This is a genomic window from Streptomyces sp. NPDC092369, assembly GCF_044755245.1.
Lineage (GTDB): Bacteria > Actinomycetota > Actinomycetes > Streptomycetales > Streptomycetaceae > Streptomyces.
This window is the reverse complement of record NZ_JBIVQP010000004.1, coordinates 139,114-162,048: the sequence shown is the minus strand read 5'-3', so window position 1 is coordinate 162,048 and position 22,935 is coordinate 139,114. Positions and strand designations below refer to the sequence as shown.

The following is a 22,935-nucleotide window of genomic DNA, read 5'->3' as shown; positions in this document are numbered from 1 at the left end:
AACCCGGGGGAACGTCACTTCCGGCCGGGAGTCCAGTTCATGCCCCACCCGTAGGCGTAGTCGATGGTCCGCTGCGGGCTGACCCCGCGCTCGGGCACCAGGTAGCGGGCCTCGCGCTGGACGACGAGGTCGTTGCCGGTGTTGGTGATCAGGGCGAGCGCGCACACGGTGGAGGGGACGGTGCACTCGTCGAGCGAGAAGTCGATCGGGGCGCCGTACTGGGGTTGCAGGGTGACCGTGGCGTGCAGGTCGGCGAAGGACCGCGCGCCCTCGTAGATCGTCACGAAGACGAGGATGCGCCGGAAGTCCTGCTTGTGGTCGAGGTTGATGGTGAGGTTCTCGCCGCTCTCGACGGCTCCGCTGCGGTCGTCCCCGTCGAGGTGCAGGTACGGAGGACGGTGCAGCGACCCGAAGGCGTTACCGAGAGCCTGTACGACGCCCTTGCTGCCGTCGGTGAGTTCGTACAGGGCGCACAGGTCGAGGTCGAGGTCCGAGTGGTGGGCGACGGCCCGGCCCCGCTTGCTGCCCCAGCCCGAGAACTGCTTGCGCGTCTGCCAGTTGAGGTTGACCCGCATGGCGCCCGACGTGCCGCCCTGCTTGGTCAGCGAGACCGAGGGGGCGGACTTGGTGAGCGTCACCTTGGTGAGGCGCACGGGAGCGGCGGGCGGTGCCGCCGGGGGTGCGGGCGGCGGCGGCATCGTCACGGGCGGAGCAACGGGCGGGTACGCGGTCACCGGCGGGGCGACGGGCGCTGGCGGCGGAGGCGCGACGGGCTGCGGTGCGGGCGTCGGCGCGGCCTGCTGCGGCTCGTCGACCGTGATGCCGAAGTCCCTGGCGAGCCCCTCGAGTCCGCTGCTGTAGCCCTGGCCGACGGCACGGAACTTCCAGGCGCCCTGGCGGCGGTAGAACTCGCCGAGCACGAAAGCGGTTTCGACGCTCGCGCCGGTGCTGTCGAAGCGGGCGGCCACCGTGTTCTGTGCGGCGTCGCGCACCTCGATGTACAGGCCCGGGACCTGCCCGAACGTGCCGCCGTCGGCGGACGCGACAAGGACGACGGTCTCGATCGCGGGCTCCACGCGCGCGAGGTCGACGACGAGCGTGTCGGTGATGCTGCCACCGGCGTCCCGCTTGCCCTCGTGCCGGACGGCGCCCGACGCGTGCGCGGGCTGGTTGTAGAAGACGAAGTCGCCGTCCGACCTGACCTTGCCGCCCACCAGGAGGAGGGCCGAGGCGTCGGCGTCCGGTACACCCGGTCCGGAACGCCAGCCCAATTCGACGCGCAGGGCCGTCGTCGGCACCGGCACATTCGATCCCTTCGGCATTGACATGACCGCCCCCATCACGTGTCATCGCGCCAGGTCCATGTCCCGGCAGCCCTGTTCGGCTTCTCTACCCGACCAACCTATTCCCCGGGACAGCGAACTCCCATGAGGGGCACAGGATCACTGGTGGTCAACCCCTGGTAACCGGCTCGGAACTCGACCTTTACAGGATCCGTACGCAGGTCTGCGCCCTATTTTGCCGAGTTCGCTCGCATTGGGGGTCCCGCGTCACTGCCGACACGGAAAACAACCCTCTTATCGGTCTCCCCAACCAGCACATCGTGGGCTTAACTTATGTGCCATGACCTCCCCCCGCTCCACTTATGGCGGCGGTTACTACTCCGCCTTCCCGGACACTCCGATCTACGACAGGCTCGTCGCCGAGCGGGGCACCCCGCAGATCGCCCCGATCCGGGTTCCCGCCGCCTACGACGCACCAGGCAGTCACCTGCCCGCGTTGCCGTCGGCACTCCCCGCCCTCCCGGCGGGTCCCTCCCAGTACGGCTATCCGCAGGCGGCCCAGCCGTCTCCGCTCCAGCAGGCTCCCGCGGCGTACATCCCGCCGCAGTCGACCGCCCCGCGCGGTTACCCCGGTCCCCAGCAGCCGCAGCAACAGCGCCCGATGGCACCGGGTACGGGCTACGAGGCGATGCGCCCCGCGGCGCCCCGCCCCGCCCAGTACCAGGACCCGTACAACAACCAGCAGCAGCAGTACCGCGGCGGCGGCTACTAGAGCGTCCTCCCCGATCGCCGTCCGCCCTGGCACGATGGCGTCATGGGGAGCGCACGACTGCAGTCGATCCACATCCATCCGGTCAAGGCGTTCCGGGGCCTCGCGCCCCGGCAGGCCGACGTGGAGCCCTGGGGTCTGGCCGGGGACCGGCGCTGGGTGCTGATCGACGCAGGGGGAAAGGTCGTCACACAGCGTCAGCAACCGCGTCTCGCCCTGGCCGCCGCCGAGCTCGTGCCCGGCGGCGGCGTTCGTATGTCCGCACCCGGCATGGAGCCGCTGACCGTGTCCGTGCCGCGGCCCGTCGGCACGGTGCCGGTGGAGATCTTCCGCGACAAGGTCGAAGGCGTCCTCGCCGAGGACAAGGCGGCGCACGCCTGGTGCAGCGCCTACCTCGACGTCGACGTGCGCCTCGTGCACATGGACGACCCGGCCGTCCGCCGACCCGTCGATCCGGAGTACGCCCGCCCGGGCGAGACCGTGTCCTTCGCCGACGGATACCCGTTGCTGGCCACCACCATCGCCTCTCTCGACGCCCTCAACTCCCTTGTGGCGCAAGGTGATCACTCCGCCGAGGGCCCCTTGCCGATGAACCGCTTCCGGCCGAACGTGGTCCTGTCCGGGACCGCCGCCTGGGCCGAGGACGACTGGACCCGCATCGACATCGGCGAGGTCCCCTTCCGCGTCGCGAAGACGTGCGGGCGCTGTGTCGTGACCACCACCGACCAGCGCACCGCCGACCGGGGCCGCGAGCCGCTGCACACGCTGGGCCGGCACCGCCGCATCGGCGGCAAGCTGGTCTTCGGCCAGAATCTCGTGCCCCTCGCCCGCGGCACGATCCGCGTCGGCGACCCGGTGACGATCGTCGGATAGCCGCCCTTCGGCGCCGTCGGCGGAAAGATCCGGACAAGGCCCGGAGTGCGGGAACCGGGGCCGGGGCCCGGCGCGTTGAGGTTGCGTAAGAAGTTCATGAGAGGTCCCGGCCGCAGGTGATTTCGCTCTCTCTTTGACCGGGTCCGCGCGTGAACGGCGGTCGGCGGAGTTATCACGGAGAGGGAGGGGGTGCGGACGGTGCGGACACTCGGTGGGCTCTGGCGCTGGCGGCGCAATCCGCTGCGCCGCACGACCGATCTGGTCGAGGCCTGGCTGGCTCTGGTGGCCCTGCTGCTGATCCTTTTCGTCGCGCCCGTGGTCGGCGCCCTCGCCGGCGGTGTCGCCCAGGACGCCCTGCAGCAGGCCGTGCGGGACCAACGCAAGGCCCGGCATCTGGTCACGGCCACCGTGGTCCGCAAGCTGGACGACTCACCGATGGACGCCGACCCCGAGACCTCCTCGTCCCGCATGGTGCGCAGCCGCGTCATCGCCGACTGGACCGGCCCGGACGGCACCGCCCAGCACGGCCAGGCCCTGGCGAACCTCAAGGTCCCCCACCGCGGCGACCACTTCGGGATATGGACCGACGCGCACGGCCGGCCGACGGTCCGCCCGCTGGACTCCGCGACGGCGACGACGCACGCGGTCCTGGCCGGGTTCGGCGCCGCCATGTTCACCGCGGGTCTGGTCGAGGCCGCGCGGCGAGTGGTCGTGTGGCGCATGGTCCGTCGCCGGTACGCGCGTTGGGACCAGGCCTGGGACCGGGCGGGTCCGGACTGGGGCCGCACCGGCACCGGCAGTTGACGGCATTCCGGCACTGGTCAACCCACCGGCCGCACGCACGCTACGGTGGACCGGCCGAACGTTGTCGGCATCAACCCGCGTACCACGAGGTGGGGGCACAGCAACGCCATGGCACAGGGCACGGTCCAGGTGACGCACACCGGTACATCGAGGTGGCGGCGCCGCACAGGTGAGTACGCGTCGCTCGCCGCCGCCCTGGAGGCCGCGGCCGACGGGGACGTGCTCACCGTCGCCCCCGGCACCTACCGGGAGAACCTCGTCGTGCAGCGGGCGGTGACCCTGCGCGGCCCCGAGGGCTCCCCCGGCTCGGTGCGGATCGCGCCCCTGGACGGGGTGCCGCTGACCGTGCGCGCCTCGGCCGTGGTGCAGGACCTGCACGTGGAGGGCCAGGACGCGGCCTCCCCCGCCCTGCTCGTCGAGGAGGGCACCCCCGAGCTGACGGACGTCCGGATCGTCACGCGTTCCGCCGCCGGCATCGAGGTGCGCGGCGGCGCCCGGCCAACCGTGCGGCGCTGCACGGTCGACAACCCGGCCGGCGTCGGCATCGCCGTACTCGACGGCGGGGGCGGGGTGTTCGAGGAGTGCGAGATCGTCTCCGCCGGCCAGGCGGGCGTCTCGGTCCGCGGCGGCGGGCACCCGCGCCTGGAGCGCTGCCGGATCCACCACGCCTCGGGCTCGGGCCTGACGGCGACCGGGGAGAACTCCGCGCTGGAAGCGGTGGGTTGTGAGATCTACGAGGTCCGGGGCAGCGGCGTCCAGGTCACCGGCCGCGCCACCGCGCACCTCACGGACTGCGATGTGCACCGCACCACCGGGGACGGCGTCACGCTCGACACGGACGCGGTGCTGACCCTGGCCGACTGCCGCATCCACGACATCCCGGAGAACGCGGTCGACCTGCGCTCCCGCTCGGTGCTCACGCTGACCCGCACGACGGTGCGTCAGTTCGGGCGCAACGGCCTGTCGGTGTGGGATCCGGGCACGCGCGTGGACGCCAACCAGTGCGAGATCTTCGACAGCACCGGCGATTACCCGGCCGTCTGGGTCAGCGACGGCGCCACCGCCGTACTGGACTCCTGCCGCGTGCACGACGTGCCGGACGCGCTGTTCGTCCTGGACCGCGGCTCGCGGGCGGACGTCGTCGACAGCGACATCTCGCAGGTGCGCAACACGGCCGTGTCGGTGAGCGACGGCGCCACCGCGCAGCTCGACGACTGCCGGATCCGGGACGCGGCGACGGGTGCCTGGTTCCGCGACCACGGCAGCGGCGGCACGCTCAACAACTGCACCGTGGACGGCACCCAGACCGGCGTGATCGTCACCAAGGGCGCCGACCCCACCATCGAACGCTGCACGGTGGACTCGCCGGCCGAGGCGGGCTTCTACGTGTCGGCGGGCGGACGGGGCAGCTTCCTCAACTGCCGGGTGACGGGCAGCGGCGGCTACGGTTTCCACGTGATAGACGGCTGCCGCGCGACACTGCGCAAGTGCCGCACGGAGCGCTGCGCGCGCGGTGGGTACGAGTTCGCGGACGCCGGCCCGGACGCCGGCGCCGGCACGGGTCCCGTCGTGGAGGACTGCACCAGCGACGAGAGCGCGAGCCTGCGGGAGACGGCAGTCGAGGGCGCGGGCCAGTCCGCGGGTCTGCTGGGCGCGATCCCCGGGCAGCGCGCGGGCGAGCAGGAACCCCTGGCCCCCGCCGCCGCGGAGCCGGAGCAGCCCGTGCGGACCTCGCAGTCCGTGATGGGTGAACTCGACGCACTGGTGGGCCTGGAGAGCGTCAAGCGCGAGGTGCGGGCGCTCACCGACATGATCGAGGTCGGCCGACGCCGCCAGCAGGCGGGCCTCAAGGCGGCCTCCGTCAAGCGCCACCTGGTCTTCACCGGCTCGCCCGGCACCGGCAAGACGACGGTCGCCCGGCTCTACGGCGAGATCCTGGCCTCTCTCGGTGTGCTGGAGAAGGGGCATCTGGTCGAGGTGTCCCGCGTCGACCTGGTCGGCGAGCACATCGGCTCGACGGCGATCCGCACCCAGGAGGCCTTCGACCGGGCGCGCGGCGGCGTGCTGTTCATCGACGAGGCCTACGCGCTGTCCCCGGAGGACTCAGGCCGGGACTTCGGCCGGGAGGCCATCGACACGCTGGTGAAGCTGATGGAGGACCACCGGGACGCCGTCGTGGTGATCTGCGCGGGCTACACGGCGGAGATGGAGCGGTTCCTGTCGGTCAACCCCGGTGTGGCGTCGCGGTTCTCGCGGACCATCACCTTCGGCGACTACGGCCCCGAGGAGCTGCTGCGGATCGTGGAGCAGCAGACCGAGGAGCATGAGTACCGGCTGGCGCCGGGCGCGTCGGAGGCACTGCTGAAGTACTTCACGGCGATCCCGAAGGGCCCGGCGTTCGGCAACGGCCGTACCGCCCGCCAGACCTTCGAGGGCATGGTCGAGCGGCACGCGAGCCGGGTCGCCCAGCTCGCCGAGCCGAGCACGGACGACCTGACCCTCCTCTACGCCGAGGACCTGCCCGAGTCGGCCTGAGCCGGCGCCCCGGCCTCGGGGCGCGGGGCCGGCAGGTCGGGCATGAGCCGGGCCAGCAGCCGCTCCCGCTCCTCGGCGAACGCCGGGTCCGCCTGGTAGTCGGAGTGGCCCAGGACGGGTGCGGGCAGCGGGTGCAGCGCGGTGCGGCCGTAGGCGAGCGGGTCCTTCAGCGGGCCGCGGTCGACTTCGGGGCCGCAGTCACCGGGCAGGCCGACCGGGCCGCCGATGGGATCGGTGAGCCGGTAGAGGTTGCGCCAGCAGTCGACGTCCTGGTGCAGGGAGCTGAGCGCGGCCGGTCCGAAGTGGGCCGGGAACCAGCGGCCGTAGAGGCGCTCCAGCGGTGAGCCGTAGGTCAGCAGGGCTACCCGTTTGCGGACAGCGGGTTTGAGCTGCCAGGCCGCGGCGGCGGCGAGCACGCTGCCCTGCGAGTGCCCGGACAGGACGAGCCGGCCGCCGGTGGCGCGGGTCCAGGTCGCCATGCGCCAGGTCAGGTCGGGCACCGCGCGCTCGGCGTAGCAGGGCGGCGCGAAGGGGTGGGCGGCGCGCGGCCAGAAGGTGCCGACGTCCCACAGGATGCCGATGGTGCGCCGCGCGGAGGCGTCCTTGTAGGCGCGTCGGCCCCAGGTGACGAAGAGTATGAAGCCGAGTCCGATCAGCCAGGAGCCGAGCGCCTGGGCGGTCTGGGCGGCGCCGTGCACGAAGGCGTACGCGGGCTCCGCGGCCTGGGCCGGTGCCTTGTCGGTGGTGAACGCCCCGATCAGGGAGCCCGCGCCGAGGACGAGGGTCGTGGTGGAGACGACGGCGACGACGAGGGGGCCGCGGTCGGTGAGCGTGGCCATCGCGCGCGTGGTGGCGATCTTGCGGGTGCGCGCGGTGTCCTTGGGCTCCCCCGCGTAGTCGAGTTCGATGGTGCCCATCGCCGCGCGGCGCAGCAGCCAGGCCCGCCATCCCAGTCCGCCGCACAGCACGAGCAGGACGAGGATCAGCACGGGGATCATCGATGCCTGCCAGGTCAGAAGGACCGGCGGCCCCGCGATGGAGGTGCCGGTGCCGTCGAGCCAGTCGGAGACCCGCTGGGAGACTCCACCGGACATGACCCCGCCGAGGGCGCAGGCGAGCATCGCGACGGCGGGTCCGCCCAGGCCGCGCATGGCGGCGCGCGGGTCGGGGCGCGTGCGGTGCAGCACGCGCGCGACGACGGCCAGCGCGATCACCAGGCCGCCCTGGACCAGGGTGATGGCGCCGAAGGTGGTGTCGCCGGGCAGACGGCCTGCGGAGACCCATCCCGGGCGCTCCCAGCCGGCGTAGACCGCGGAGAGCACGAGCAGGGCGAGCGCGCCGAGCGGCAGGCGCCGTACCAGGTGTTTGTCGAGGTGGCGGTCGATGAAGTGCTCGCTGCGGCCGCGGCGGCAGACCACCCACACCACTCCGAAGGCGGTAGCCAGGATCGCCGCGACGAGGAAGCGGCCCAGCGTGTCGAGGAGGGTGGAGCCGCCGGGCTCCCGGTCGAAGCGGGCCGCGGTCGTGGCGAGCGCGGCGGCGACCGTCAGCAGCCCGGCCGCGGTGTGCGCGGCGCGGAGCCGGGCCACCAGTCGGCGGCCGTACCAGAAGCCGGGCCGGCCCAGGGCCGTGCCGTCGGTGTCCTCCTCGGGCTCGGCCTTGCGGGAGATCGGCTGCTGGGACTCGTAGGCGCTCCAGGTGCGCCGGGAGAGGTACCAGAGCAGGCAGGTGAGCGCGGCGGGTACGACGGCCGCGAGGGCGAGCCGGCGGCCGGGGTCGCTCCACCAGCCGTGGTGCGAGGTGTCGGGCGACAGGAAGCCGAGCCAGGAGTGCTGCTCGGCGCACGCGTGCGTGCCCGCGCACTGCCAGGCGGCGAGGTCGAGGGCGACCTCACAGGCCGCGGCGACCAGCAGGACCGTCAGGGTCAGTCCGATCAGCCGCACCAGCAGCCCGTACAGCCGCACCACCTTCCGGTGGCCCTGTGCGCCGGGGCGCATCCAGTGCGCGAGGTTGACCACCATGAACGGCAGCAGCAGGAGCCACAGGGCGCGGGCGCTGTTGCCGGAGGTGAGGTTGCACCAGACGTACGCCTCGGGCACCGGTTGGCCGCGCTGGTCGTCGGGTCGGTTCTCCGCGTCGACGTCCTCGGCGCGCCGGAATACGGCCGCCGTGCCGTCGCCGCTGATCCGCACCGTGCGCGGATCGTCGAGCATCTTCTCGGGCGTGGTGCCGCCCACGCCGTGGACCAGGAGTTCCAGAGCCGTTCCGGCTTCCTCCGGTTGTGCGCCGGGGCGCTCGGGCCCACCGGTCGCGGGACGTTCCTCCACCCGTTCCTTTGCACGCTGCACTGTTCGCACTTCCCCCGTGACGCGCCATCCGCTGTTGTAGTGCGGGCAGTAAGGATGGCCGTTTTCGACCCCGCCCACACCTGCTGTCACCGAATCTCCCCGATCCGTGTGACAAGCGAGGAACGCGTGCGCCGCAAGTGACATGTGCGCGGCGGGCGACCGGTGGCGCCGGTGACCGCGACCCGTGCGAGGATGGGACGCCCACGCACCGGGGCCGGGGAGAACGTCGTGGTCGGAGCGGGTGCGCGGGGCGTGTCGGACGGCATGAGGCGAAAGGACCGGAGCGTACGTGAGTGAGAATCAGAACCTCCTCGCGGAGCAGCGGCGCGCCCTGATCCTGGACGAGGTTCGGCGCCGGGGCGGGGTTCGGGTCAACGAGCTGACGCGGAAGCTCGGCGTGTCGGACATGACGGTCCGCCGCGATCTGGACGCGCTCGCCCGCCAGGGTGTGCTGGAGAAGGTGCACGGCGGCGCGGTGCCCGTCGTGGAGGCGAGTACGCACGAGCCCGGTTTCGAGGCCAAGTCCGGCCTGGAGCTGTCGGCCAAGGAGGACATCGCGCGCTCGGCGGCCCAGCTGGTGGCACCGGGTACGGCGATAGCGCTGTCGGGCGGTACGACGACGTACGCGCTGGCGCATCAACTGCTGGACGTGCCGGACCTCACCGTGGTCACCAACTCGGTGCGGGTCGCCGATGTCTTCCACGCGGCGCAGCGCACCTCGGGCCCCCGTCAGGGCGCGGCCACGGTGGTGCTGACCGGCGGAGTGCGCACGCCCTCCGACTCGTTGGTGGGTCCGGTGGCCGACCAGGCCATCGCGGCGCTCCACTTCGACGTGCTGTTCCTCGGTGTGCACGGGATATCGGTCGAGGCCGGCCTGTCGACGCCGAACCTCGCGGAGGCGGAGACCAACCGGCGGCTGGTGCAGTCGGCACGGCGGGTCGTGGTGGTCGCCGACCACACCAAGTGGGGTGTCGTGGGCCTGAGTTCCTTCGCCGCGCTGGAGCAGGTCGACACGCTGGTGACGGACGCCGGGCTGCCGGGCTCCGCGCGCGCGGAGATCTCCGAGCATCTGCGGCGACTGATGGTGGCGGGCGAGCCGGAGGACTGATCCCGCACGTCGGGCGGATCTCAGGCAGTGCAGACATCTGACGAGCCGCCAGCTATCGTGACGCTGCCCGGTCAACCACCCTCCGCCGCCAAGGGGGTTCTCGTCCATGGCTCGCCAACTGCGCCCAGAGGGGCTCGACTTCGTCGAGACCGCACCCGTACGTCTCGTGTTCGCCCGGGAGATCTCCGCCGCCCCCGAGGCGGTGCACCGCGCCCTCGCCGAGGACGTGCCGGGGTGGGCGGAGTGGTTCCCGGGCGTGAAACGGGCCCGGCCGCTCGGCGACGGCACCCGGCGCGAGGTGTGGCTCACGGGTGGCGGGCACTTCGAGGAGACGGTCCTCGCGGCGAAGGAGCCTGAGCTGTACGCCTACCGCGTCGACTCGAGCAATGCTCCGGGGGTGCGGGCCCTGGTGGAGGAGTGGCGATTGCTGCCGTCCGGTACCGGTACGCGCGTGCAGTGGACCTTCGCGGCGGACGGTTCGGCTCCGCTCCGGCTGGTCCTGAAGGGGTCCCGGTCGGCTCTGGGGCGCGCTTTCCGGGGCGCGGTCACGTCACTGGACCGTCGGCTCGCCTCTTAGGCCCTCGGCAGCCCAGACGCCCGTCTTCAGGAGCGAGTCGATCGCCGTCGTGTACGGCTCGATGTCCATGCCCTGCTCGGCCAGCCACGCGTCCGAGTAGTACTTGTCCAGATAGCGGTCGCCCGGGTCGCACAGCAGTGTCACCACGCTCCCCCGGCGGCCCTCGGCCACCATCTCGGCGACGATCTTCAGGGCGCTCCACAGGCCGGTCCCGGTGGAGCCGCCCGCCTTGCGGCCGATGGCCCGCTCCAGGGTGCGCACCGCGGCGACGCTGGCCGCGTCCGGGACCTTCATCATCCGGTCGACCGCGCCCGGCACGAAGCTCGGTTCCATACGGGGGCGGCCGATGCCCTCGATGCGGGAGCCGCAGTCGCATGTGACGTCCGGGTCGCCGGTGGTCCAGCCCTCGAAGAAACAGGAGTTCTCCGGGTCGGCCACGCAGATGCGCGTATCGCGCTGGGTGTAGTGGACGTAGCGCGCGATGGTCGCCGAGGTGCCGCCCGTGCCGGCCGTGGCCACGATCCACGCGGGTTCCGGGAACCGCTCCAATTCCAGCTGGCGGAACATGGATTCGGCGATGTTGTTGTTGCCGCGCCAGTCCGTGGCCCGTTCCGCGTAGGTGAACTGGTCCATGTAGTGGCCGCCGGTCTCGGCCGCGAGGCGGGCGGATTCCTCGTACATTTTGCGTGAGTCGTCCACGAAGTGGCACTGCCCGCCGTGGAATTCGATGAGACGGCACTTCTCGGCGCTGGTCGTGCGGGGCATGACGGCGATGAAGGGGACGCCGATCAGCCCCGCGAAGTAGGCCTCGGAGACGGCCGTCGAACCGCTGGACGCCTCGATCACCGGGCGCCCCGGCCGGATCCAGCCGTTGCACAGCCCGTAGAGAAAGAGGGAACGCGCCAGGCGGTGCTTGAGGCTGCCGGTGATGTGGGTCGACTCGTCCTTGAGGTACAGGTCGATGCCCCACTCCTCGGGCAGCGGGAACCTGAGCAGGTGCGTGTCGGCCGAACGGTTGGCATCCGCCTGGACCTTGCGGACGGCCTCTTTCAGCCAGGCGCGGTAGTCGGCGTCGCTGTGGTCGACGTCGAGGGTCACGCCGGTCCGGGTCTGCTGTGGGGTGGTCACGGCGGGGCTCCTTCTGCTTCGCGCCGACGGCGCCTCGCGCGGCCGACACACCGATCATATGCACCTTCCGCACGCTTCTCACCTGCATAAACGCTTCTTTGGGCAGCCCAAAGGCCGCCCTGGGGCACGGTGGTACGCGGCATGGGGCGCATTCGCGCGAGTGCTCCGGGTGCCGGGCTCACGGTGTCCAGGCGCACTGGTGCTCGACGCCGGGGGCGGGCAGACTTCGCCGAAGGGGACGCACACTGGATCACGAGACGAGCTGGATCACCGAACCGGCCGGATCAAGACCCGTGCGGGGTCACGGTCCGGCGCACCGGACGCACACGAGGGGGCGGAGCGGCATGGCGGAGCCCGAGTTCACGGCCAAGGGCGTGGGGATAGGGAAGCGGCTGCGTTCGCTCACCCGGGCCGGACAGGTCCGGATCAGCGACGGCCGACTGGAGTTGCTCACCAGCTACGGCAGCGAGATCGACAGCGCGCCGGTGCAGGCGGTACGCGCCTCCAGGCCCTGGTTCGCGCCCGACGGCCGGGCGCTCGCGGACCTGAACGGCAAGCGGTACCTGCTGACCCTCGGTGACCACGATCCCGCCCCCGGCGAACCGGGACCGCCCGCGGCCCGCCGGTTCATCGAGGCCGTGCGCAAGGCCGCGCGGCGCGGCGGCTGACCGCTTCGACGGACAGCCGGCCGACCTCGGCCCGGACGGGTGGCCCATCGCGAGTTGCGGTACCTCACCCCCTGCGTCACGCTGTTACCACGTCACTCTGGGTTTACCGGCGATAACGCTGCGAACCAGCCCGCCGGACACGACAGCAGACGGCCGTTTTTGCCGGGGCCCCTGCTGGATCCGAACTCCGTGTTCTTCCGGACCATCTCAGTCGGGGAGTCGCAGCCGTGATCAGTCACCCAAGCAGGCACTGCACGGTGGAGCTCCATGCCCTGCCGTCGCGGATCGGCCAGGTCCGCAGAATCGTATCGGCGCAGTTGCGCTACTGGCATCTGGATCCCTTGATAGACCACGCCGCGCTCGGCGTGACGGAGCTGTTGACCAACGTCCACCGGCACGCGCAGCCCGACAAGCTGTGCACGGTGGAGATCGAGCTGCTGCTCGACCGGCTGACGGTCTCCGTGCACGACCACGATCCCCGGCTGCCCGAGGTACGGGACGTGGACCCCTCCTCCACCAGCGGGCGCGGGCTCGCCATGGTGGCCGCGGTGAGCGAGAGCTGGGGGGTACGGGCGAACGGCGAGTCGGGCAAGGTCGTCTGGTTCACCCTGCCCGCCGCGCAGCCGCCGGCCGCCACCCCTGCGCGTATGCCGCGACGGGTGACCGAGAAGCCGGCCCAGCGCTTCGCGGATGTCGAACACGGGGTCGATGTCCGTCGGGCGGCGCATGCCGCCGCTCGGTCCGCCGTCGCGGGGTGAGCGGAGGAGCCGGTCGCTCCTCCGCTCGTCCTGTGGGCACGCTCGGGCTCGCCCGCCCCCTCGGCAGGCGCTCCCGGGCTCTCCCCCTCACCCGGCAGGTCCTCCCGGGCTGTCCCGCGCACCCGGCAACCCTCCCTGGCTCCCCCGCTCACTCACTCCGTGGCGATCGCCCGCAGTACGTCCAGGCGGGCCGCCCGCCGCGCCGGGCGCCAGCCTGCCAAGGCGCCGGCCGCGAGTCCCACCAGGGCCACGATCAGCAGCTGCCGGGGCGGGATCGCGAAGGCGAAGGCGCTGTCGCTCGCGCCGTCGGAGGCCTTGACCAGGACCCAGCCGAGGAAGGCGCCCAGGGCGAGGCCGCCGACCGTGCCGAAGGCCGCCACGAGGACCGACTCCCAGCGGACCATGGCCCGCAGTTGGGACCGGGTCTGCCCGACGGCTCGCAACAGGCCCAGTTCGCGGGTGCGTTCGTGGATCGCCAGGGTCAGTGTGTTGGCGATGCCCAGGAGCGCGATGAGGACCGCGAGGGCCAGCAGCGCGTAGACCAGGGTGAGCATCATGTCGATGCCGCCGGCCGAGGACTGCGCGTACTCGTCGCGGGTCTGCACCTCCGGGTTGCCGTAGACGTCCGCGACCTTCTGCACGGCCGCCTTGCCCGCGTCGGTACTCACGCCGTCCTTGAAGGAGACCGCGACCAGGGTGTCGGAGTCCTGGGTGCGGTGCGGAGCCCAGGCGGCACGGGTGATGACGTAGTCCCCCGCGAGCTCCGACCGGCCGTAGACCGCGCGGACCGTGAAGGTCTCCTTCTTGCCGTCGGTGAAGGTGAGTCGGGCCTCGTCACCGGTGGCCAGGTGCTGCTTCTCGGCCTCGCTCCTGGTGAGGGCGATGCCGTCGGTGCCGAGCGCGCTCATCGAGCCGTCGACCTTGCCCAGGTCGAAGGTGCGTTGCAGGGCCGACGGGTCGGTGACCGTCAACGCCCTTCCCTTGCCGTCGACTTCGGCGACCCCGCGGCCCAGGCCCACAGCCGTGTCGACCTCGGGCAGCTCCTGGACGGCTCCGGCGAGGCGGGGGCTGAGTCCGCTGCCGCCGGCGCCGAACGACGGTGTGCTCACGGCAACGTCGCCCGCGAAGGAACGGGACACGGTCTGGTCCATGGTGGCCTTGAGCGAGGCCCCGAAGACGGTGAACAGGGCGACGACGGCCACACCGATCATGAGGGCGCTCGCGGTCGCGGCCGTCCGCTTGGGGCTGCGCAGCGCGTTGCGCCGGGCGAGTCCGCCGGTGACCCCGCGCAGCTTGTCCAAGGGGCCACCCAGGACGCGTACGGCCGTCGAGGAGGCGACCGGGCCGAGGACCACGAAGGCGACCAGGGCCAGGACGGCGCCAAGTCCCGCCAGCCAGAGGGACGGTGAGACCAGCACGCCGGTGAGGGTCGCGGTGACGGCGAGGGAGCCCAGGACCGCTCCGGTGACCGCACGCGTGCGGGAGGCGCCGGAGGAGTCGACGGCGGTCTCGCGCAGGGCCGCCAGCGGGGCGGTGCGTCCGGCGCGGGCGGCGGGCAGGAGCGCGGAGCCCAGGCAGACCACGATGCCCACGACGAGCGGCAGCGCCATGGACAGCGCGCTGATCACCAAGTCGCTCTTGGGGAACGGGAATCCGATCGCCGGGAAGAGTGCCTGCAACCCGGCCGCGATACCGATGCCGCCCGCCAGACCGGCGAGCGAGGCGGTCACGGCCACGACGGTCGCCTCGACCAGGGTGGCGGCGGTGACCTGCCGACGGGAGGCGCCGAGGGCGCGCAACAGGGCGTTCTCACGCGTGCGTTGGGCGACGACGATCGCGAAGGTGTTGTGGATGGAGAAGGTCGCGACGAGCAGGGCGATGCCGGAGAAGACCAGCAGGAAGGTGGTGAAGATGGTCAGGAACTGGCTGGAGATCATGTCGGTGTTCTCCTGCGCCGACTCCTGACCGGTGATGGCCTCAACCCCGTTGGGCAGTACGGGAGTCAGCCGGTCGACGAGTTCCTTCTCGCTCACTCCGGGGCCGGCCCGCACCTTAACGCTGGACGCCTCGCCGGGCCTGGCCGTGAGGTACTTCTCCGCGTCGGCGCGGGTCATGCCGGTGAACGTCACCTGGGCCATGCCGTCCTCGCCGCCGAAGGTCGCGAGGCCGACGATCCTCACCTGGACCGGGTCCGGGGTGCGCAGGGTGGTCGTGTCACCGATCTTCAGGTCGCCCTTGTCGGCGGCCCCTCGGTTGACCACGACCTCGCCGGACTTCGACGGGGCGCGGCCTTCGGCGAGTTGGTACGGGTTGAGCTTCGGGTCGGCGATCCAGTTGCCGGCGAGGGTGGGCGGGCCCTGACCGCCGATGGGCTTGCCGTTCTTGCCGACCAGCTGGCCCGCGCCCTGGATCTCGGGCTCGGCGGAGGCGACACCGGGCACCTTCGCGAGGGTGTCGGCGAGGCCCGTGGCGACCGGCTGGCGTACGCCCTCCCTCTCACCCGGTGTGGTGATGGCGTCCGCGCTGCGGACCACGGCGTCCGTGCCGCTGGTCGCGTTGCCGAACATGGTGTCGAAGCCGGCGCGCAGGGTGTCGCCCATGACGAGGGTGCCGGCCAGGAAGGCGACGCCGAGGAACACGGCGAGGAAGGTGCCGGCGAAGCGCCGCTTGTGGGCGCGCAGGGAGGACACGCTCAGGCGGACGGAGGCGTTCATGACGGCACCTCGAAGGCTTTCATACGGTCCAGGACCCTGTCGGCGGTCGGGGCTTCCATCCGGTCCACCAGGCGCCCGTCGGCGAGGAAGACGACCTCGTCGGCGTGGGCGGCGGCGACCGGGTCATGGGTGACCATGACGACGGCGCGGGACGTCTGGCGCGCGGTGCGGCCGAGCAGGCCGAGAACCTCACCGCCCGCGCGGGAGTCGAGGTTTCCGGTCGGCTCGTCGGCGAAGACGACGTCGGGCTGTCCGGCGAACGCCCGTGCCACGGCGACGCGTTGCTGCTGCCCGCCGGAGAGTTCGGAGGGCCGGTGGTGGAGACGGTCACGCAGACCGACGACGTCGATCAGCGCGTCGAGCCACTCCGTGTCGCCCTTGCCGGCGCCTGCCAGGTCGAGCGGCAGCCTGATGTTCTCCTCGACGGTGAGCGTGGGCACCAGATTGAAGGCCTGGAACACGAAGCCGACGCGGTCGCGGCGCAGGAGGGTCAGGCGGCGGTCGTCCAGCGTGCCCAGGTCGGTGTCGCCGATCCAGGCGACGCCGGAGGTGAGCGTGTCGAGGCCGGCCGCGCAGTGCATGAGCGTGGACTTGCCGGAGCCCGAGGGCCCCATGATCGCGGTGAAGCGGCCGACCGGGAAGTCGACGCTCACCCCGTCCAGGGCCCTCACCTCGGTGTCGCCGCGGCCGTAGACCTTCACGGCCTCGACGACCCGGGCGGCCGTCCGCGTGGCGGTCGCGGTGGTCATGCGGCACCGCCCTTGCCCGCCGTGCGGCCGAACTGCTCGTCCAGGACGGACAGCCGGCGCCAGTACTCGTCCTCGTCGATCTCACCGGCCGCGAAGCGCCGGCCGAGCACGGCGAGGGGCGAGTCGCCCGAGGGGCGCGGGTCCTCGAACGCGCGCCACGGTCCACCCCGCCGGCCGCGCCAGACGGTGCGGCGCAGCAGCGTGACGGCGCCGACCACGACGGCCGCCCAGATCAGCGGGAAGAACAGGATCCACGGGCCGGGTCCGTTGCCGTTCCAGTTCGCGAGAGTCTGCATGTCGATTCATCTCCTTCAAGAGCCTCAGAGAGGTTCGTCGCCCCGGAGGGGGCTTGCGGTGATGTATCGAGACTGGCCGCGGGGAGGGGCCCGGGTCGTCGTACGGCCAGCGGCAGTGGGCGTACCTCCCGGGGAGTACGCCGGTGCATCGCGGCTGCTCCCGGCGGGCCGTGGCGGTCTACGGAAAGGGTCTCGACTTCTGTAACTACTAGTATGTACAGTCACCGCATGAGCACCCCGGAGCGCCTGATCGAGTCCACCCGTGAGTTGCTGTGGGAACGCGGTTACGTGGGCACCAGTCCCAAGGCGATCCTGGAGCGCGCCGGCGCCGGACAGGGCAGCATGTACCACCATTTCAAGGGGAAGCCGGATCTCGCCCTGGCGGCGATCCGCCGGACGGCCGATGAGTTGCTGGCTACCGCCGAGGGAGTACTCGACGGTCCGGGGAGTCCGTACGAGCGGATCGAGGCGTATCTGCTCCGCGAGCGTGATGTGTTGCGCGGTTGCCCGGTCGGGCGTCTCACCATGGATCCGGACGTCGTCGCCAGCGACGAGCTGCGCGCCCCGGTGGACGAGACGCTCGACCGGATCCGGGAGCGGCTCGCCGGGATCGTCGAAGAGGGCAAGGAGCAGGGACAGTTCGCACCCTCGCTGGACGGCGAGGAGATCGCCGCGACCGTCCTCGCGACCGTACAGGGGGGCTATGTCCTCGCCCGCGCCTCCGGGAACCCCGCCGCCTTCGACACCGCCGTCCGGGGCCTGCTCTCCCTTCTCGCACCGCGATAGGAAGGCATCGAATGCACGCCATGCAGTACGAGTTGACCCTGCCCGCCGACTACGACATGGCGGTCATCCGCCGCCGGGTCGCCCGCGTCGGCCATCTCCTCGACGACTGGGACGGACTCGGCGTCAAGACGTACCTGATGCGCGAGCGCGGGGTGAACGGCTCGCCGGTCAACCAGTACGCGCCCTTCTACCTGTGGAACACCATGGAGGGCATGAACACCTTCCTCTGGGGAGGCGCCTTCCAGGGGCTCAGCAACGACTTCGGGCGGCCGTCGATCCGGCAGTGGACAGGTGTGGCATACGAGGAGGGCGGCGCTGTCGGCTCGCCCGCGCGGTTCGCCGTACGACTGCGTCAACCGGTGCCCGAGGGCGTGGAGTTGGCGGAGGTCATGGCGGAGGCGGTGCGGGAGACGGAGCGGCTGGCCGGGGCGGACGGGGCGGTGCTCGCGGCGGCGGCCGTCGACACGGGCCGCTGGGAGCTGGTGCACTTCTCGCTCTGGGAGCACGACGCGCCCAAGGCCGACGGGGACGCGTTCGAGGTGCTGCACCTGTCGGCGCCGGGTCGGGAGCGGTTGCCGCGCGGGCGGCAGTGGTGAGCACGGTCCGTACGGCAGCGGTGACAACCGTCCGTACGGTGCTGGGGGATGTCGACCCGGCCGACCTCGGCGTGTGCGACGCGCACGACCATCTGTTCCTCAGCAGCCCGCAGTTGCCGGGTCAGGAGCTCAACGACGGCGCCGCCGCGCGGGCCGAGTTGGAGGCCTTTCGCGCGGTCGGCGGGTCGGCCGTCGTGCAGTGGACGCCGTACGGGATGGGGCGGCGGGTCGCCGATCTGCCTCAACTGTCCCGCGCCACCGGGGTGCACATCGTCTGCGCGACGGGGTTGCACCAGGCCGCGCATTACGCGCCGGAGGTGCTGGAGGCGGTGCGCCGGAAGCCGGCCGACGTCTTCGTCTCCGAACTCACCGACGGTGTCGGCACGTCGGGGGTGCGGGCGGGGCTGATCAAGGTGGCCGGTGGCTTCCACTCGCTGGACGCGCACGCGCGTTGGACCATGGCCGCCGCGGCGGAGGCACAGCGCGTGACGGACGCGCCCATCGCCGTGCACCTGGAGCTGGGCACGGGCGCGCTCGACGTACTCGACCTGCTCTGCGGGGAGTTGGGCGTGCCGCCGCACCGAGTGATCCTCGGTCATCTCAACCGCTCCCCCGACCTCGTGGCCCAGCGTCAGGCCGCCAAGTCCGGCTGCTGGTTGGCCTTCGACGGTCCGTCCCGCGTCAACCACGCCACCGACTGGCGCATGCCGGACGCCGTACGGGCCCTCGCCGAGGCCGGGTTCGGCCACCGGTTGCTGCTCGGCGGGGACACGGTGGTCGCGGGAGCGCGGTCGGTGGACGGCGGGCCGGGGATGCCGTATCTGCTGCGGCGGGTACGGCCGCGGCTCGCGCTGGACCTCGGTGAGGAGCTGACGGACCGCGTCCTCACCGAGAACCCCGCCCGTGCCTTCGCCGTCGAGTGGCGGTGAGGTCGGGTTCAGGTGAGGTCGACCGGGATGCGGTGGTCGGGGGAGCCGTCCTTGGCCAGGATCCAGTGCGCGTCGGCGACCGCGCGGTAGAGAACGAGGCCCGAGGTGTCCTTGACGTCGGCGGGTGTCCAGACCAGTCCCCCGTGGCCGACGGAGCGACGCGAGAAGACGTCGATCGTGCGCTCGATCTCCGACTCGTCCACTCGTGCGGCGAGGGCGGACATGTAGACGCCCTGGCCGATGCCGATCGGGGCCGAGGAGTCGAACACCACGATGCCGACCTCGGGGCGTGACGCGATGTTGCGGGAGTGCGTGGCCTGCGGCGAGGAGACCCAGACGAACTCCCGGCAGTCCGCGTGCGCGAAGTACACGGGCGTGCTCCACGGTCGTCCGTCCTGGTCGGCCGAGGCGAGCACCATGTACAGGTTGGCTTCGACGATGCCGCGTGCGATCTCCGCGGGCGTTGCGGTGGCGGACATGTCAGCGGCTCCTGTGGTACGTGAGGGCGAAGTCGTGCTCGTAGTCGGCCGAGGCGTCCTTCGCGATCTCCCAGGCGCCGCTGATGGTGTCGCCGTCGGCGCTGAATCGCCCCGTGAACCGCTGCCGGAACGACAGGGGTGTGAAGTCCGGTGTCTCCCGCACCAGTTGCCACAGTCCGTCGACGAAGGTCATCGCGTACAGGCGGACGACACCCCGGCTGTCGAAGTAGTGCTGGGTGTAGCCGCCCGTCTCCTGGTCGACCGCGATGACGGACATGGTGTCCGGGGCCTCCGCGAGCGGCACCTCGGTGCGCTGGACGAGGAATCGTCCGTCCAGGGTCCACTCGAACACGCTGCGGCCAGGGGGCACCGTCCGGCCGGGGAAGTCGGCCCGCAGCTCCCACTCGCCGACCAGGGCGTCCAACCGTGCCAGCGCCTCCTGCCGTGCCGGTTCGGTCACCGCGCACACCTCCCTCTCCTCGACCGCACAGATCGTCCGTCCGCGCTCTTCACGTGTAGGACAGCGGGCGCCAGCGAAACTCATCGGTGCCTCTGCGGGACACCAGTGGACAGGGAGGTGTGCGGGACCGGATGCCTACGCCACGGAGATGTCCACCGACGGCCGCAGCTTCGCCGCCGCCGACAGGGCCTCGTGGGCCGGGTGGGTGTCGAATGCCGTCAACAGGGCTTTGTCGGCGGGGAGTTCGGCCGCCGGGTACGCGATCTGCTCGAAGGCCGCCTGGAAGCGGGGGCTCCAGCGGCGGGTGCCGAGGCGGGCCGTGCGGGAGCAGTTGTCGACCATGTAGGCCACGTTCCGCGCGTGCATGTAGGGCAGCAGGGAGTCGACGGCCTCGATGACGGACTCGTTGACGATCTCCGACCAGGGGTGGCCGCGTTCGGCGAACTCGTCGATCTGGGCCGTCATGGTGGCGACGAACACGCCCGCGGTGAACGGGTCTACGGACACGTCGTGTTCGGCGCGGCGGGCGTGCACCTCGTCGCTCACCAACCACATCGGGGAGCCGCCGATCACACTCATCGGACGGCTGCCGAGCCGGCGTTCGGCGAGGATGACGCTGCGCAGTTCGGTGCCGTCGGCGACCTCGTCGTAGATCTCGGCGATGATCTCGCGGGCCGGACCGTAGCTCGCCGTGTAGGCGCGGTCGAAGACGTCACGGCCGGCCGGGTCGAGGTTCTCGCGGACGGCTCGGAGTCCCTCGCGCGAGATGGTGCGCGCGATCGGCCCGGTGATGTTCTCGCAGGAGCGCTCGTACGCGGTGACCGGGTCGTCCCCGGCCAGGCGCCGGCGCGTGTAGAGGCTCTCGACGATGCCGTGGACGGCGCCGGCCAGGATGGCGCGTTCGCCGACGATGTCGGAGCGGTACTCGCTGTCGAGGGTGGTGCGGAAGGTGTACGGCGAGCCGAGCGCGACCGACCAGCCGAGCGCGAGGTCCGTGGCGCGTCCGTCGGGGTCGGCGTGGACCGCGAAGCTGCTGTTGATGCCGGCGCCGTTGATCTCCTCGCCCTGCCGGTACAGCCTGCGCACCGAGTCGCCCATGCCCTTGGGGCAGACGCCGATCACGCCGTGTCCGGGCGGGAACTCGCCGCCCGTCTCCCGGAGATGGCCGACCAGGAAGCCGTGCGAGAGGCCGATGACGGCCTCGGGCTTGAGGACCGCGAAGATCTCCTCGTGGTGCGCGGCGAGTGCCGCGTCGGCGATCAGGAGAATGACGAGGTCGCTGTCGGCGGCCACGGTCAGCCAGTCGCCGAGGCTGCCGTCCTCCTCGGTGAAGCCGTTGGCCCGCGCGTCGGCGGCCGAGCCGGACCCCGGGCGCAGTCCGACGGCGACCTGGATGTCCGTACCGGCCAGCGAGTCCCTGAGGTTGAGGGCCTGGGCACGGCCCTGCGGGCCCCAGCCGAGGACGCCGACGCGGCGGACCCCGGCGAAGGCCTGCGGGAGCAGCGGGAAGAGGTGCCGTCCGCCCCGCAGGACGGTCTCGGTGCCGCCGGGCACGTCCATCGTTTCGAGAGGGAAGACGTGGGAGGTGTACGTGGTCGAGGTCATGGTCGAGTTGTAGGCTCCGGGCAGGCATTGCGGCAAGCACAACTTGTGCAGCGCGCTGTTGCGTGAAGTGAAACGGCGAGGTCAGCGGATGCGGGACGATCATCGGGAGCTGCGTCTCTTCCTGCATCTGGCGCAGTCCCTGAACTTCGGGCGGACCAGTCTCGACTGCCATGTCAGCCCGGCGACGCTCACGCGCACGGTGCAGCGGCTTGAGGCGGACCTCGGGCATCGGCTGTTCGAGCGTGGACCGCGCGGGGTGTCGTTGACCGCGGAGGGCCACCGGTATCGCGAATACGCCGTCCAGGCACTGGAGTTGTGGCGCGCCTACCGCGAGGAGCATCCCGCACCGGCCGAACTCACCGGCCGTCTGGCGGTGTTCGCCACGGTGACCGCCTGCCAGGCGCTGCTGCCCGACCTGTTGGCGCCGTTCCGGGCCGCCCACCCCCAGGTCAGGATCGACCTGCGCACCGGTGACGCGGCGGCCGCCCTGGCCCGGCTGGACGAGGGCGAGGTGGACGCGGCCGTCGCGGGGATCCCGGCGCGGCTGCCGGAGTCGCTGGTGAGCCGCACGGTGGCGGTGACCGAGCTGGTCCTCGTCACGGCCCGGGACCGGCCGGACCCCGGTCTCGACGGGCCCTTCGTGCTCCCCCACCGCGGCCTGGTGCGCGACGCGGCCGACCGGTGGTTGCGGGCCCGGGGCAGGACGCCCGAGGTGGCGTGCGAGCCGGACGGTCACGAGGGGCTGCTGACGCTGGTCGCCCTGGGTTGCGGCACGGGCGTGGTCCCCAGGCTCGTACTGGATCACAGTGCGGTGCGGGACCGGCTGACGGTGCTGCCCGCCGATCCGGCGCCGGAGCCGTTCCCGATCGGGCTGTGCGTACGGCGGGCGGATCTGCGGCGGCCGTCGGTGGCGGCGCTGTGGATGCCGGGGCCGGTGGCGTTGCGCCGCTGACTGCCGGTGCCTCGGCGCAGGTAGCGCAGGTAACCCCCATGCCCCCTGGCGGTGACTCAGGGCGTGGCTCTGCCCAGGTCGAGCCGCTCGACGCGCTCCACGTTCTGCCGGTCCTCGGGGTCCTCGCTCGGCTCGCCGGCGAACCAGGCGTCGAGGATCTCCCCGAGCAGTGGTTCGGAGGTCAGGCGGAGGCTGAGGGCGAGCACGTTGGCGTCGTTCCAGCGGCGGGCGCCGTCCGCCGTGTAGGCGTCCGTGCACAGGGCCGCCCGTACGCCCGGGATCTTGTTCGCGGCGATGGACGCGCCGGTGCCGGTCCAGCAGCAGACGACGGCCTGGTCGGCGGTCCCGGCGGCGACCTCCTGGGCGGCGGCCGACGAGCACGCGGCCCATTGCGGGTCGTCGCCGGGGCTGAGCGCCCCATGGGGCAGCACCTCGTGCCCGCGCCTGCGCAGCTCCGCGACAAGGGCGCGGGCCACGGGTTCGTCCATGTCCGAGGAGACGGAGATCCGCATGCCCGC

General features: G+C 72.0%; 22 protein-coding genes. 12 read left to right on the top strand and 10 right to left on the bottom strand.

Annotated features, from left to right (window positions below):
- Window positions 1-14: 14 nt before the first annotated feature.
- Window positions 15-1,322, bottom strand: coding sequence for a TerD family protein (locus tag ACIQI8_RS24530; RefSeq protein ID WP_402355959.1), 1,308 nt, complete (start codon window positions 1,320-1,322; stop codon window positions 15-17).
- 301 nt (window positions 1,323-1,623) lie between these two features.
- Here ACIQI8_RS24530 and ACIQI8_RS24525 point away from each other — a divergent pair, with 301 nt between their 5' ends.
- The 4 genes from ACIQI8_RS24525 to ACIQI8_RS24510 all read left to right on the top strand — a co-directional run bounded on the left by ACIQI8_RS24525 (window position 1,624) and on the right by ACIQI8_RS24510 (window position 6,264).
- A complete protein-coding gene (locus ACIQI8_RS24525; protein ID WP_402354501.1) occupies window positions 1,624-2,055 on the top strand; it encodes a DUF6643 family protein in 432 nt (143 codons plus the stop codon).
- Between the two features lie 42 nt (window positions 2,056-2,097).
- Window positions 2,098-2,925 carry an MOSC domain-containing protein gene (locus ACIQI8_RS24520; protein ID WP_402354499.1) on the top strand — a complete coding sequence of 276 codons (828 nt, stop codon included), beginning with the start codon at window positions 2,098-2,100 and terminating at the stop codon, window positions 2,923-2,925.
- A gap of 198 nt (window positions 2,926-3,123) precedes the next feature.
- Window positions 3,124-3,729 carry a hypothetical protein gene (locus ACIQI8_RS24515; protein WP_402354497.1) on the top strand — a complete coding sequence of 202 codons (606 nt, stop codon included), beginning with the start codon at window positions 3,124-3,126 and terminating at the stop codon, window positions 3,727-3,729.
- 108 nt (window positions 3,730-3,837) lie between these two features.
- Window positions 3,838-6,264 carry a right-handed parallel beta-helix repeat-containing protein gene (locus ACIQI8_RS24510; RefSeq protein ID WP_402354495.1) on the top strand — a complete coding sequence of 809 codons (2,427 nt, stop codon included), beginning with the start codon at window positions 3,838-3,840 and terminating at the stop codon, window positions 6,262-6,264.
- On the opposite strand, the gene ACIQI8_RS24505 is transcribed toward ACIQI8_RS24510, so the two are convergent.
- Complete coding sequence (locus ACIQI8_RS24505) at window positions 6,234-8,591, bottom strand: hypothetical protein (RefSeq protein ID WP_402354493.1); 2,358 nt, start codon at window positions 8,589-8,591, stop codon at window positions 6,234-6,236. The two genes, ACIQI8_RS24510 and ACIQI8_RS24505, sit on opposite strands and share 31 nt — an antisense overlap.
- Before the next feature lie 310 nt (window positions 8,592-8,901).
- Here ACIQI8_RS24505 and ACIQI8_RS24500 point away from each other — a divergent pair, with 310 nt between their 5' ends.
- Complete coding sequence (locus tag ACIQI8_RS24500; RefSeq protein WP_124001150.1) at window positions 8,902-9,720, top strand: DeoR/GlpR family DNA-binding transcription regulator; 819 nt, start codon at window positions 8,902-8,904, stop codon at window positions 9,718-9,720.
- Between the two features lie 106 nt (window positions 9,721-9,826).
- A complete protein-coding gene (locus ACIQI8_RS24495) occupies window positions 9,827-10,297 on the top strand; it encodes an SRPBCC family protein (protein ID WP_402354490.1) in 471 nt (156 codons plus the stop codon).
- Here the strand turns inward: ACIQI8_RS24495 and ACIQI8_RS24490 are convergent.
- Entirely contained in the window at window positions 10,271-11,425 is a 1,155-nt protein-coding gene (locus tag ACIQI8_RS24490) for a PLP-dependent cysteine synthase family protein (RefSeq protein ID WP_402354487.1), read from the bottom strand. The genes ACIQI8_RS24495 and ACIQI8_RS24490 overlap by 27 nt on opposite strands.
- Window positions 11,426-11,769: 344 nt before the next feature.
- Here ACIQI8_RS24490 and ACIQI8_RS24485 point away from each other — a divergent pair, with 344 nt between their 5' ends.
- Together ACIQI8_RS24485 and ACIQI8_RS24480 are read left to right on the top strand one after the other, a co-directional pair.
- A complete protein-coding gene (locus ACIQI8_RS24485; protein ID WP_402354484.1) occupies window positions 11,770-12,093 on the top strand; it encodes a hypothetical protein in 324 nt (107 codons plus the stop codon).
- 227 nt (window positions 12,094-12,320) lie between these two features.
- Window positions 12,321-12,851, top strand: coding sequence for an ATP-binding protein (locus ACIQI8_RS24480; RefSeq protein WP_402354481.1), 531 nt, complete (start codon window positions 12,321-12,323; stop codon window positions 12,849-12,851).
- Between the two features lie 152 nt (window positions 12,852-13,003).
- Here ACIQI8_RS24480 and ACIQI8_RS24475 read toward each other — a convergent pair whose 3' ends face one another.
- The 3 genes from ACIQI8_RS24475 to ACIQI8_RS24465 are packed head-to-tail and all read right to left on the bottom strand — an operon-like array spanning window position 13,004 to window position 16,610.
- Window positions 13,004-15,565, bottom strand: coding sequence for an ABC transporter permease (locus tag ACIQI8_RS24475; protein WP_402354478.1), 2,562 nt, complete (start codon window positions 15,563-15,565; stop codon window positions 13,004-13,006).
- On the bottom strand, window positions 15,562-16,314 hold the full coding sequence (locus ACIQI8_RS24470) for an ABC transporter ATP-binding protein (protein WP_402354475.1): 753 nt from the start codon (window positions 16,312-16,314) through the stop codon (window positions 15,562-15,564). Before ACIQI8_RS24470 ends, ACIQI8_RS24475 begins: the two co-directional genes overlap by 4 nt.
- Complete coding sequence (locus ACIQI8_RS24465; protein ID WP_402354472.1) at window positions 16,311-16,610, bottom strand: SHOCT domain-containing protein; 300 nt, start codon at window positions 16,608-16,610, stop codon at window positions 16,311-16,313. The genes ACIQI8_RS24470 and ACIQI8_RS24465 overlap by 4 nt, the downstream gene beginning before the upstream one ends.
- A gap of 228 nt (window positions 16,611-16,838) precedes the next feature.
- Between ACIQI8_RS24465 and ACIQI8_RS24460 the strand changes: the two genes are divergently transcribed.
- From ACIQI8_RS24460 to ACIQI8_RS24450, 3 genes are read left to right on the top strand one after another with little or no spacing between them, the layout of a single operon-like run.
- The gene (locus ACIQI8_RS24460; RefSeq protein WP_402354469.1) at window positions 16,839-17,396 is read left to right on the top strand and encodes a TetR/AcrR family transcriptional regulator; all 558 of its coding nucleotides are present in this window, start codon (window positions 16,839-16,841) and stop codon (window positions 17,394-17,396) included.
- An 11-nt stretch (window positions 17,397-17,407) separates the two neighbouring features.
- Window positions 17,408-17,992, top strand: a complete 585-nt coding sequence (locus ACIQI8_RS24455; protein WP_402354466.1) for a DUF4865 family protein — start codon at window positions 17,408-17,410, stop codon at window positions 17,990-17,992.
- A gap of 20 nt (window positions 17,993-18,012) precedes the next feature.
- Complete coding sequence (locus ACIQI8_RS24450) at window positions 18,013-18,921, top strand: phosphotriesterase (protein ID WP_402355956.1); 909 nt, start codon at window positions 18,013-18,015, stop codon at window positions 18,919-18,921.
- Window positions 18,922-18,929: 8 nt separating this feature from the next.
- On the opposite strand, the gene ACIQI8_RS24445 is transcribed toward ACIQI8_RS24450, so the two are convergent.
- From ACIQI8_RS24445 to ACIQI8_RS24435, 3 genes are all read right to left on the bottom strand, one after another.
- Window positions 18,930-19,400 carry a pyridoxamine 5'-phosphate oxidase family protein gene (locus ACIQI8_RS24445; protein WP_402354463.1) on the bottom strand — a complete coding sequence of 157 codons (471 nt, stop codon included), beginning with the start codon at window positions 19,398-19,400 and terminating at the stop codon, window positions 18,930-18,932.
- A gap of 1 nt (window position 19,401) precedes the next feature.
- A complete protein-coding gene (locus ACIQI8_RS24440) occupies window positions 19,402-19,860 on the bottom strand; it encodes a hypothetical protein (RefSeq protein ID WP_402354460.1) in 459 nt (152 codons plus the stop codon).
- Window positions 19,861-19,995: 135 nt separating this feature from the next.
- The gene (locus ACIQI8_RS24435) at window positions 19,996-21,465 is read right to left on the bottom strand and encodes a ketol-acid reductoisomerase (RefSeq protein WP_402354457.1); all 1,470 of its coding nucleotides are present in this window, start codon (window positions 21,463-21,465) and stop codon (window positions 19,996-19,998) included.
- An 88-nt stretch (window positions 21,466-21,553) separates the two neighbouring features.
- Here ACIQI8_RS24435 and ilvY point away from each other — a divergent pair, with 88 nt between their 5' ends.
- Window positions 21,554-22,417 (top strand): HTH-type transcriptional activator IlvY, encoded by an 864-nt coding sequence (gene ilvY, locus ACIQI8_RS24430; RefSeq protein WP_402354454.1) that lies wholly within the window; start codon window positions 21,554-21,556, stop codon window positions 22,415-22,417.
- A 56-nt stretch (window positions 22,418-22,473) separates the two neighbouring features.
- Here the strand turns inward: ilvY and ACIQI8_RS24425 are convergent, their stop codons facing one another.
- A complete protein-coding gene (locus ACIQI8_RS24425; RefSeq protein ID WP_402354451.1) occupies window positions 22,474-22,929 on the bottom strand; it encodes an RpiB/LacA/LacB family sugar-phosphate isomerase in 456 nt (151 codons plus the stop codon).
- Window positions 22,930-22,935 lie beyond the last annotated feature (6 nt).